The following is a 1055-nucleotide window of genomic DNA, read 5'->3' as shown; positions in this document are numbered from 1 at the left end:
CCCGGTGGGCAGCGGCGCGAGCGCCGTCGCGACGCCCCCGGCGACGACGAGCGCCGCCGCCGCCCCGAGCAGGACCGGCCGCGGGCCGTGCCGCGAGAGCCGCGCCGCCAGCGGGACGGCGACGACGAGGCCGACCACCCCCGCGCCGACGGGCAGCGCGAGCGCGCGCTCCAGCTCGAGGTCCAGGGCCATCTCGGGTAGCGCGACGGCGACGGCGAGGAGGTCGAGGGCCGCGAGCAGCGTCGCGACGAGCACGCCGGCGAGCACCGAGCGGGCCTGCTGCGGGGAGGCCGGCTGGGGGAAGGCCGAGTGCAGGGAGGACTGCCGCGGCTCCGACGGAGGGGTCGGCGACGACGGCGGGCTGACGGGGTCGCTCACGGGGAGCGAGGGTAGGTGCCCGGCGGTGACGGCTCCGCCGCGCCGGGACCCGCCGGCCCTCCTCGGCCTCCGGGTCCCCTCGCCCCGGGTCCCCTCGCCGCAGGTCCCCTCGCCCCGGGGCCCGTCAGCCGCCGCAGGGACGGGCGGCGGCCGCGCGGGCCGTCGGGTCGCCCCACTCGGGCCAGGGCCGCGGGTCGTCGACGGGCGCCCAGCGGCCCTCGACGAGCGCGTACTCCCACCCGGGGCCCTCGGCGACGAGCGCGCGGAGGGCGGCGACGAGGCGGTCGACGTCGTCGGCCCGGGACCCGACGCCGACGCTCGCCCGCACGGCGCCCTCCCGCAGGCCGAGGCGCTCGAGGAGCGGGTGGGCGCAGAAGCGCCCGTCCCGCACGCCGATGCCGTGCTCGGCCGACAGGACGGCCGCGACGAGGCCGGGGGCGACGCCGTCGACGGTGAAGGTGACGACGCCGATGGCCGACGGCGCCCCCTCGAGCGAGTGGTGCACCCGCACGCCCGGCACGCCCGCCAGGCCGTCCACGAGGCGCTCGCGCAGCGCCCGCTCGTGCGCCTCGAGCGCGCCACCGGCGAGCGCCTGCAGCGCGTCGCAGGCCGCGGCGAGCGCGGCGACGCCGAGGACGTTGGGCGTGCCGCCCTCGTGCCGGGCGGGCGCGGCGGCC

General features: G+C 81.7%; 1 protein-coding gene and 1 pseudogene. Both read right to left on the bottom strand.

Annotated features, from left to right (window positions below; all coding sequences use genetic code 11):
• Nucleotides 1–378: pseudogene (locus HLB09_RS17520) on the bottom strand (hypothetical protein); the annotation flags it as partial.
• A 124-nt stretch (nucleotides 379–502) separates the two neighbouring features.
• The coding region (locus HLB09_RS17515) for an aminotransferase class V-fold PLP-dependent enzyme (protein ID WP_171204548.1) at nucleotides 503–1055 on the bottom strand (553 nt) is incomplete at its 5' end.

It is taken from the genome of Pseudokineococcus marinus (assembly GCF_013004605.1).
GTDB lineage: Bacteria > Actinomycetota > Actinomycetes > Actinomycetales > Quadrisphaeraceae > Pseudokineococcus > Pseudokineococcus marinus.
This window is presented reverse-complemented; position numbering and strand designations above follow the sequence as displayed.